This window comes from Neglectibacter sp. X4 (genome assembly GCF_009917365.1).
In the GTDB taxonomy this organism is placed as follows: Bacteria; Bacillota; Clostridia; order Oscillospirales; family Acutalibacteraceae; genus Acutalibacter.
Map to the genome: position 1 here is coordinate 24,511 of NZ_QWLE01000005.1, position 8,948 is coordinate 33,458.

Consider the following 8,948-nt stretch of genomic DNA (forward strand, 5'->3'; position numbering starts at 1 on the left):
TTTGCCTCCTTACCGCTTACTCTTTTTCCTTCACCACGATGGTGATGTGAGAGGTTCTCTTCAGCACCCGAAAAGCCCTGCCGTGGGCGCTGGGCCGGATCCGCTTGAGGATGGGGCCGGGCGTCACATAGCACTGGGAAACATAGAGGCTCCCCTTATCCATGTTGAAGTTGTTCTCCGCGTTTGCCACGGCAGACTTCAAAAGCTTCTGCAGGTCCTCACAGGCTGCCTTGGGTGTGTGCTTCAAGATAGCGGCGGCAAGGTCAACCGGCTTGTTGCGGATGAGATCCAGCACGATAGAGACCTTGCGGGGAGAGATACGGGTATAGTTCAAAACTGCTTTCGCTTCCATTTACTCTCTGCTCCTTCCTTACTTGGTCGTCTTCGAGCCGGCGTGCCCTTTAAAGGTACGGGTGGGGGCAAACTCTCCCAGCTTGTGCCCCACCATGTCCTCGGTGATATATACGGGGACGTGCTTGCGCCCGTCGTGTACCGCAATGGTGTGGCCCACGAAATCGGGGAAAATCATAGAGGCGCGGCTCCATGTTTTCACAATCTTCTTCTCCCCGGCCTCGTTCATGGCCTGTACCCTTTTCAGCAGCACGGGCTGTACGAAAGGTCCTTTTTTCAGACTTCTGCTCATATTCTGTTCGCTCCTTTCCCGTGCTTACTTGCCGTTTCTTCTGCGCACAATGAACTTGTCGCTGCGGTTGTGATGCTTGCGGGTCTTGTAACCCAGAGCAGGCTTGCCCCAGGGAGTGACAGGCCCGGGACGGCCCACAGGGCTTTTGCCCTCGCCGCCGCCATGGGGGTGGTCGTTGGGGTTCATAACGGAACCGCGCACAGTGGGACGCCAGCCCATGTGGCGCTTGCGCCCGGCCTTGCCCAGCTTCACGTTCTCATGGTCGATGTTGGAAACCTGGCCGATGGAGGCCATGCAGGACTCAGGCACGTTCCGAAGTTCGCCAGAGGGCAGACGCAGCAGGGCCATGCCGTTTTCCTTTGCCATAAGCTGGGCCATGATGCCCGCGGCTCTTGCAAGCTGGGCACCCTTGCCGGGATACAGCTCTACGTTGTGGATAAAGGTGCCTACGGGGATGTTCTTCAGGGGCAGCGCGTTGCCGGGCTTGATGTCGGCGTCGGCCCCGGACACCACCTTGTCCCCGGCCTTCAGGCCATGGGGGGCCAGGATATACCGCTTTTCGCCATCCTCATATTCCACCAGGGCGATGAAAGCGGAGCGGTTGGGATCGTATTCGATGGAAAGCACGGTAGCGGTCATGTCGTGCTTCTGGCGCTTGAAGTCGATAATGCGGTACTTCTTGCGGTTGCCGCCGCCGCGATGGCGGACGGTAATGCGGCCGTAGCTGTTGCGGCCCGCCTTCTTGTCCAGGGGGGCCAGAAGGCTTTTCTCCGGCCCGTTTTTGGAAAGGCCCGTGTAGTCCGTTACGGACATGTTGCGCCTTGCCGCCGTGGTCGGCTTGTAATTCTTAATTGCCATTTTTTGTTTCACTCTCCTACTATTTGGCTTTGCGGGGGCGGCATTCTCCCCCATTCTTGCCGCAGCGTGCAACGTGACGCAATGCTAATGCGAAGCATTTGCATTTGTGCATATCCAAGACGCGGGTCCGTTCGCTCTGCTCACTGCCTGTGAGGGAACAGTCCGCGCGTAATCAGGATTCCGCGCTCACGCTGCACCACGCGTTCTCCGCGTGGCTTCCGAAGTTATAAAAGCTTGTTTCAAACCGGGACTTCCGGGAGCACCCCGGGTACGCGATGGCTCGCCTGAGCCGCGCAATCCCTATTGCGCGGCGGAAGCTTTCCGCTTCTGCTGCCCGCGTCCCGGGTGCAGCGTCACGCTGCTAGACCATGCTCTCGAAGAACTCAATGGTCTTGCTGTCCTCGGTGAGGGTGACCACAGCCTTTTTCCAGCAGCGGGTGTATCCCTCGAAACGGCCCTGCCGGCGCATCCGGCCCCGCACATGCAGGGTGTTCACTTTCTGCACCTTTACGCCGAACAGCTCTTCTACAGCTCTCTTTACATCTATCTTGGTAGACTTCTTGTCAACCTCAAAGGTGTACTTCTTCTGGGTGGTGCCATCCATCGTCTTTTCTGTGATGATGGGGCGGATAATGATGTCCTGTGCCGCCATTACGCATACACCTCCTCAATTTTCGCCACCGCGTCTTTGACCACGATGAACTTGTCTGCGCCCAGGATGTCGTACACGTTCAGGGTGTTCACCTGGGCGGTCTTGACGCCGGGGATGTTCCGGGCGGAAGCGATAACCTTCTCGTCCACGGTATCCAGCACAATCAGCGCCTTCTTCTCGCTGCCCACTGCCTTGAGCATGGCTGCGATGGTCTTGGTCTTAAACTCGCTGGTGCTGATCTGGTCGAGCACGATCATCTCGCCGTCCTGCACCTTAGAGGAAAGGGCGGACTGCATAGCCAGCCTCTTTACTTTCTTATTCAGCGTGTAACGGTAGCTCCGGGGCTTGGGGGCGAACACGACGCCGCCATGGGTCCACTGGGGCGCCCGGGTGCTGCCCTGCCGGGCATGGCCTGTGCCCTTCTGGCGCCAGGGCTTGCGGCCGCCGCCGGAAACCTCGGAACGGGTCAGGGCGGACTGAGTGCCCTGCCTTTGGTTTGCAAGATAGCATTTTACCATGTCGTTCATAACGGACACGTTGGGGGTGATGCCAAACACGGCTTCGCTCAGCTCCTGCTGGCCCACTTCCTGCCCCTGCATATTCAAAACTGCGATAGTAGGCATTCTCATTTCCTCCTTCCCTTATGCTTTCACAGTGTCGCGGACAACTACGATGCCGCCGTTGGGGCCGGGGATGGCGCCCTTGATGGCAATGAGGTTGTTTTCCGCGTCCACTTTTGCTACTGTCAGGTTCTGCACGGTAACCGTCTCAGCGCCCAGATGGCCGGCCATCTTCAGGCCCTTCCATACGCGGGAGGGAGAAGAGCACGCGCCGCTGGATCCGCCGTGGCGCACCACAGGACCGGAACCATGGGATTCCTTCAGGCGGTGGAAGTTCCAGCGCTTGATAACGCCTGCGTAGCCCTTGCCCTTGCTGGTGCCGGTTACGTCCACCTTTTCCCCTGCCTCGAACACGTCGGCCTTAATCAGGTCGCCAACGTTCAGGCCGCTGATGTCCTCCAGCCGAAGCTCTTTGAGGGTTTTCTTGGGGGCCGCGTCGCCCTTCTTGAAGTGCCCCATGAGAGGCTTGCTCACGCGCTGGGGCTTCTGGTCGCCAAAGCCCACCTGCACGGCCTCATAGCCGTCGTTTTCCAGGGTCTTTTTCTGCGTTACCACGCAGGGGCCGGCCTCTACCACTGTTACAGGGATGACCTTGCCCTTTTCATCGAAGATCTGCGTCATGCCAATCTTCTTGCCGATGATGCCTTTTTTCATGTCTTGCCTTTCCTTTCTACTCCGGGGGATTTTCCCCATCAGGTTATTGGTTGGGTTTCCCCAACATGACCCTCCGTCTCGGTAGGTTGAAAACCGCGGCCGCTTTACAGCTTGATTTCGATTTCAACGCCGGCGGGGAGCTCCAGGCCCATAAGGGCTTCCACAGTCTTGTTGCTGGGCCTGAGAATGTCGATCAGCCTCTTGTGGGTGCGCATTTCAAACTGCTCCCGGCTGTCCTTATACTTATGGACAGCGCGCAGGATGGTGATAATCTGCTTTTCGGTGGGCAGGGGCACAGGGCCGGAAACCCGGGCGCCTGTGCGCTTGGCGGTTGCCACAATCTTTTCAGATGACTGGTCCACCAACTGATGGTCGTACCCTTTTATCCTGATTCTGATCTTTTCTTTGACTGCCACTTGTAGATCGCCTCCTTGAAAAAATTCTTCGCGGCGGGCGCTGTGGGTTTTTAACACTTAGCCGGGTGTTTCCACCTGCGGCATAGAAAAACCGGAAATCCGCCAAGCGGACCCCCGGGAAGAGCCGAAACCCATAAAAATCCTTCATGCGGCGCTTGCCGGCCTGCCGGGAAACTCCCGATGGTTCCAGCCGCATAAATTCTTTCGCCCGGTTTAAAATCGGACATACTCCACGGAAAAACCGGCTGGTACAGCCGCAACCTCCCGCTTCATCGCATATCTGGCATAGTTTTCCCATGCCTGTGCAGTCACGCTCCATTATAATACCACAGCTAAAGCCCCATTGCAAGTGGTTTTTTAAAAAAATTTCCACTTTTTCAAAGTCCGCTTCCCATGGCCCGTCTTCACATAAAATTCACCGGAACTTCTTGATTTTGCCATAGTTACACGGTAGAATAAGCTTGGATGAAAATCACCTGGAGTGCAATCGGGCGCAAAGCCCGGAAAACTATAAAGGCAAAAGAAAAGGGAGAAAAACCATGGCGACTGGAAAAATCCTGATAGTGGACGACGATACCAATATCTGCGAGCTTTTGCGGCTGTATATCGCGAAAGAGGGCTTTGAGGCCTCCATTGCAAACGACGGGGAAACGGCCCTGAAAATGTTTGACAGCGTTTCCCCAGACCTAATTCTGCTGGACATTATGCTGCCGGGCCTGGACGGCTGGCAGGTGTGCCGGGAGCTGCGGAAGAAATCCTCTGTGCCCATTATCATGCTCACAGCTAAAGGCGAGGTGTTTGACAAGGTGCTGGGCCTGGAACTGGGGGCGGACGATTATGTGGTGAAGCCCTTTGAAACCAAGGAGGTTGTGGCCCGGATAAACGCGGTGCTGCGCCGCAGCGGCAGGAACAGCGGCAGGCAGGATGACAGCAAGGAAGTCTCCTATGAAAACCTTACCATCAACCTGACAAATTACGAGCTGCGGGTAAAGGGCCAGCAGGTGGACACGCCTCCCAAGGAGATGGAGCTGATTTACCACCTGGCCTCCAACCCCAACCGGGTTTTCACCCGGGACCAGCTTTTAGACGAGGTGTGGGGCTTTGACTATTACGGAGACAGCCGCACAGTGGACGTGCATGTGAAGCGCCTGCGGGAAAAGCTGGAAGGCGTTTCTGACAAGTGGGCTTTGAAAACCGTCTGGGGCGTGGGCTATAAATTTGAAGTAAAAGACGCAACGTAACGCCGCGTCCGAGACGCGGGTAGGAAACCTGCCGCATGCGGAAAGCGAATCGCGGGATTCCAAAGGGGCTTTGCCCCTTTGGCTGCCGGCGGCAAAAGGGAGGGCAAGGTGCAAAAAAGCATTTTTAAAAGATATCTGGGCATCACCATGAGCATCGTCCTCCTAAGCTTTGTGATGACGGGCAGCGTGCTGATGGTGTTTTTCGGGCAGTATTGGCGGGCGGAGAAAAAGGATCTGCTTACCCAGAACGCCGGCTCTATCGCCGGGGTGGCAAGGCGGTTTTTATCGGAGAAATCCCCGGGCCAGTATGAATTGCAGACCGAGCTGCTGAAAACTTTTATCTCCGGGTTTTCCCTGAGCATTGACGCGGACATCTTCATCACAGACCTGGAGGGCCGCATTCTGTTGGGAAACTATCCCAACAGCAAGCTGGAATCCCCGGAATCGGTGCCCGGGCAGTTTGTGTCCCAGGCGGCAACAGGCATGTATGAGGGCCGGGACAGCTTTGGAGGCCTGTATAAAAGCCGGTATTACATTATCGGCGTGCCCATGTCCGTACAGGACGGCGGCCCCACAGTGGGGGCGGTGTTTGCCGCCACCAGCGCCGCCTCCATGAACGCGGTGCAGGGGGAAGCCTTTAAAATCTTCCTCATTTCCTCCCTGGCGGCCATCTGCGTCACCTTCTGCATGGCCGGGGCCTTCTCCTTCCGGCTGGTAAAGCCCCTGCGGCAGATGTCCGCGGCGGCAAGAAGCTTTGGGGACGGGGACTTTTCTATGCGGGTGCCGGTGACAAGCGCCGACGAGCTGGGCCAGCTTGCCGTCTCCTTCAACAACATGGCAGACTCCCTGACAAATTCCGAGGGTATGCGCCGCAGCTTTATCGCAAACGTTTCCCACGAGCTGAAAACCCCCATGACCACCATCGCCGGGTTCATCGACGGCATCCTGGACGGCACTATTCCCGAGGAGGAGCAGGGCAAATACCTGCACATCGTTTCAGACGAGGTGAAGCGTCTTTCCCGGCTGGTGAAATCCATGCTGGACTTGTCCCGCATTGACAGCGGGGAAATGGAAATCCATCCCGCCCGGTTCGACATCACCAAAACCATTGTCACCACCCTGCTCACCTTTGAAAAGAGCATAGACGAAAAACAGATAGAAATCCGGGGGCTGGAGGAGGCTTCCCCCCAAACTGTATACGGGGATCCGGATTTACTGCACCAGGTGGTGTATAACTTGGTAGAAAATGCGGTAAAATTTACCAATGCAGGGGGTTCCATCACTCCCAGCGTTATAGACGGCATTGACCGCACCACAGTGGTCATTGAAAACACCGGGCCGGGCATTGCCCCGGAGGATCTGCCCATGGTGTTCGACAGGTTCTACAAAGGGGACAAATCCCGCAGCCGGGATAAAAACGGCATGGGCCTGGGTCTGTACTTGGTGCGCACCATTTTGAAGCTTCATGGCGGGGACATCCACGTCAGCTCTGTGCAGGGGGAATACTGCCGCTTTGAGTTTACCATCCCCAAGCCCCCAGAACCGCCGAAGCTGAAAGACCCTCCCCCCCGCAAGGAGCAAAAATCCCGGGAGGGCAGGCGCAGGCCTGACAAGCACGACAAGCGCGATAAAAACGACAAGCAGGATACAGAGGGGCAGGCCCCTGAAAGGAGTAAGGAAGATGACGGACATGGAAAATAAAGATCTCCCCCAGGAGGAGCAGGCAGAACAGCCCCGGGAGCCTGTGGAGGACGGCTTCAGCCAGCCCCCCGCGCCGGAGATGCCGGAGGAAAGCGAACCTGTGCCGCCGGAAACGGCAGAGCCGGTGTACCCAGAAGCCCCGCCTCCCCAGGAAGGGGAGCAGGCCCCGGCAGAGGAAGCGCCGCCCATATGGCAGGATGTTTCCAGCGGCGTGCCTGCAGGGGTGCAGGGCGGGGAACCCCCTGTGCAGCAGCCCCTGCCTTCCCCGCCCTGGCAGGGATACCCCCAGTCTGGAAGCATGCCTTTGCAGCAGGAAGGCGCCATGCCCCCACCTGTATGGCAGGGCCAGCCGGGATACGCGCCGCCCTACCCGTCTCAGCCTGTGCCGCCCCAGGCCCCATGGCAGGGCCAGCCCGGCTATATGAACCAGCAGGGGGCAAATGCCCAACAGCCCTATTATGGAGGCTATGCCGGGTATTACGGCGGAATCCCCCCTCAGGCTGGGGCAGCAGCGCCCCCCTATTATGGCGGGTATCCGGCCGCCGCGCCCTATGCCCCTTATCCCGCCCCAGAGCAGCAAGCTCCGCCGCCTAAAAAGAAAAAGCCCCTGGCCTTAAAGGTGTTTTTATGGATTCTTTCCATCCTGGTGGCAGGCGCCCTGGTGGGTTTCGGGATTTACCTTGTAGCAGAGCTGCAGTCTCCTGACCGGCGCCCCCTGCTGCCGGAGGAATATATGGAGCCTGATCCCCTCCCGCCGGAAAGCCAGCCGGAGGAGAGCCTGCCTCCGGCAGAGGACGAGGAGATGGAGGATCTGCCTGACGTGGACGTGACCCCCAACCGGGAAGGCATCAGCCTGGAGCCAAAGCCCCAGGGGGAGACGCTGGAGCCAGAGGCAGTATATGACAAGATGGTGAAATCCACCGTAGCCATTTCCGCCACCCTCACCCGCCAGGGCCAGACCTCTGAAAGCAAGGGCACAGGCATTATCGCCACGGCAGACGGCTATATGATTACCAATGCCCATGTGGTGTTAAACTCCAAAAACGCCAGGGTGACTGTGCAGACTTATGACGGGCAGGAATATGACGCTGTGGTGGTGGGCGTGGATCGCACCACGGATCTGGCGGTTATCAAGACAAATGATCACAATTTTACCCCCGCTGTCTTTGGGGACACAGAAGAGCTTTCCATGGGCGAGTGGGTTATGGCCCTGGGCAACCCTGGCGGCACAAAGTACGCCAATTCCCTTACCCGGGGCATTGTCTCCGGCCTGCACCGGGAAGCGGGGCAGTACAGCGCAAATGGCATGACCTATATCCAGACCGACGCCGCCATTAACCCCGGCAATTCCGGCGGGCCGCTGGTGAACATGTACGGCCAGGTGGTGGGCATCAATTCTTCTAAAATTGTTACAGAGAATTATGAGGGCATGGGGTTTGCCATCCCTATAAGCGAAGCCCGGCCCATTATCAACGAACTGCTTTCCGGCGGCTATATCAAGGGCCGCACTCGGCTAGGCATTATGATACGGGAGATAGACAGCAGCACCTCCGCCATGCTGGGCGTGCCTGCTGGTCTGGCCATCACAGAGATAAATGAGGACAGCGCCTTTACCGGCACAAAAGCCCAGGCAGGGGATATTATCACTGCCCTGGATGACGAGCCTGTTTCCTCCCTGCGGGACGTTTCCAACCTGCTGCTGCGGTACGCCCCCGGCGATGAGGTCACAGTCACCCTCTACAGACCCGCCCCGGAGAATGGCGGCACCTCCAGCGAGTTTACGGTTACTATTACCCTGCTAGAGGACAAGGGGGAAACCCAAGAATAAAACACAGCGGTTCCAGAGGGGAGCCTCCGGCGCGTTTACTATAAAACGGGCCGGAGGCTTCTTTTTGTTTTGCCGTTTTACCATCTGCACAAAAGAAACCTCCCGCCGCTTCCCCTTTTCAAACCGTTTCCCTCGCAAACTTTTGCGGACACATCCAGGCGTTTCTTTGTTCCTAAAGCCCCACCCGCATACTCTTTATCCCTGCCACCCCCATTCAACCCTCACCCCGCCATTCCCCCTCCCAATCCCCCCAAAATCCCCCATTTCCCGCCAAAATCTCCGCAAGTGTGAGTTTATAGATAACTTCCACTCGCCGGCGGAGCGGGGAGGAGGGG

At 57.6% G+C, this 8,948-nt stretch carries 10 protein-coding genes; 3 read left to right on the forward strand and 7 right to left on the reverse strand.

The genetic code is table 11. From position 1 onward, the window contains the following. Window positions 1-16 precede the first annotated feature (16 nt). The 7 genes from rplV to rpsJ form a co-directional block, all read right to left on the reverse strand. Window positions 17-352 (reverse strand): 50S ribosomal protein L22, encoded by a 336-nt coding sequence (rplV, locus tag D1841_RS04540; RefSeq protein ID WP_160642108.1) that lies wholly within the window; start codon window positions 350-352, stop codon window positions 17-19. An 18-nt stretch (window positions 353-370) separates the two neighbouring features. After that, window positions 371-643 carry a 30S ribosomal protein S19 gene (gene rpsS, locus D1841_RS04545; RefSeq protein ID WP_160642107.1) on the reverse strand — a complete coding sequence of 91 codons (273 nt, stop codon included), beginning with the start codon at window positions 641-643 and terminating at the stop codon, window positions 371-373. Between the two features lie 24 nt (window positions 644-667). Next, window positions 668-1,501: a 50S ribosomal protein L2 gene (gene rplB / locus D1841_RS04550; RefSeq protein WP_160642106.1), complete on the reverse strand. Its 834-nt coding sequence runs from the start codon at window positions 1,499-1,501 to the stop codon at window positions 668-670. A 361-nt stretch (window positions 1,502-1,862) separates the two neighbouring features. Beyond that, the gene (rplW, locus tag D1841_RS04555; protein WP_160642105.1) at window positions 1,863-2,153 is read right to left on the reverse strand and encodes a 50S ribosomal protein L23; all 291 of its coding nucleotides are present in this window, start codon (window positions 2,151-2,153) and stop codon (window positions 1,863-1,865) included. Continuing rightward, on the reverse strand, window positions 2,153-2,776 hold the full coding sequence (gene rplD / locus D1841_RS04560) for a 50S ribosomal protein L4 (RefSeq protein ID WP_160642104.1): 624 nt from the start codon (window positions 2,774-2,776) through the stop codon (window positions 2,153-2,155). The genes rplW and rplD overlap by 1 nt, the downstream gene beginning before the upstream one ends. 18 nt (window positions 2,777-2,794) lie before the next feature. Continuing rightward, window positions 2,795-3,427, reverse strand: coding sequence for a 50S ribosomal protein L3 (gene rplC / locus D1841_RS04565; RefSeq protein WP_160642103.1), 633 nt, complete (start codon window positions 3,425-3,427; stop codon window positions 2,795-2,797). A 104-nt stretch (window positions 3,428-3,531) separates the two neighbouring features. Beyond that, window positions 3,532-3,843, reverse strand: a complete 312-nt coding sequence (rpsJ, locus tag D1841_RS04570; RefSeq protein WP_016405529.1) for a 30S ribosomal protein S10 — start codon at window positions 3,841-3,843, stop codon at window positions 3,532-3,534. Window positions 3,844-4,382: 539 nt separating this feature from the next. On the opposite strand from rpsJ, the gene D1841_RS04575 reads away from it, so the two are divergent. The 3 genes from D1841_RS04575 (at window position 4,383) to D1841_RS04585 (ending at window position 8,613) form a co-directional block, all read left to right on the forward strand. Beyond that, window positions 4,383-5,084, forward strand: a complete 702-nt coding sequence (locus D1841_RS04575) for a response regulator transcription factor (RefSeq protein WP_160642102.1) — start codon at window positions 4,383-4,385, stop codon at window positions 5,082-5,084. Window positions 5,085-5,192: 108 nt separating this feature from the next. Beyond that, the gene (locus D1841_RS19730; protein ID WP_347563987.1) at window positions 5,193-6,785 is read left to right on the forward strand and encodes a HAMP domain-containing sensor histidine kinase; all 1,593 of its coding nucleotides are present in this window, start codon (window positions 5,193-5,195) and stop codon (window positions 6,783-6,785) included. Further along, window positions 6,775-8,613 (forward strand): S1C family serine protease, encoded by a 1,839-nt coding sequence (locus tag D1841_RS04585; RefSeq protein WP_207710186.1) that lies wholly within the window; start codon window positions 6,775-6,777, stop codon window positions 8,611-8,613. The genes D1841_RS19730 and D1841_RS04585 overlap by 11 nt, the downstream gene beginning before the upstream one ends. The last annotated feature ends 335 nt before the right edge of the window (window positions 8,614-8,948 follow it).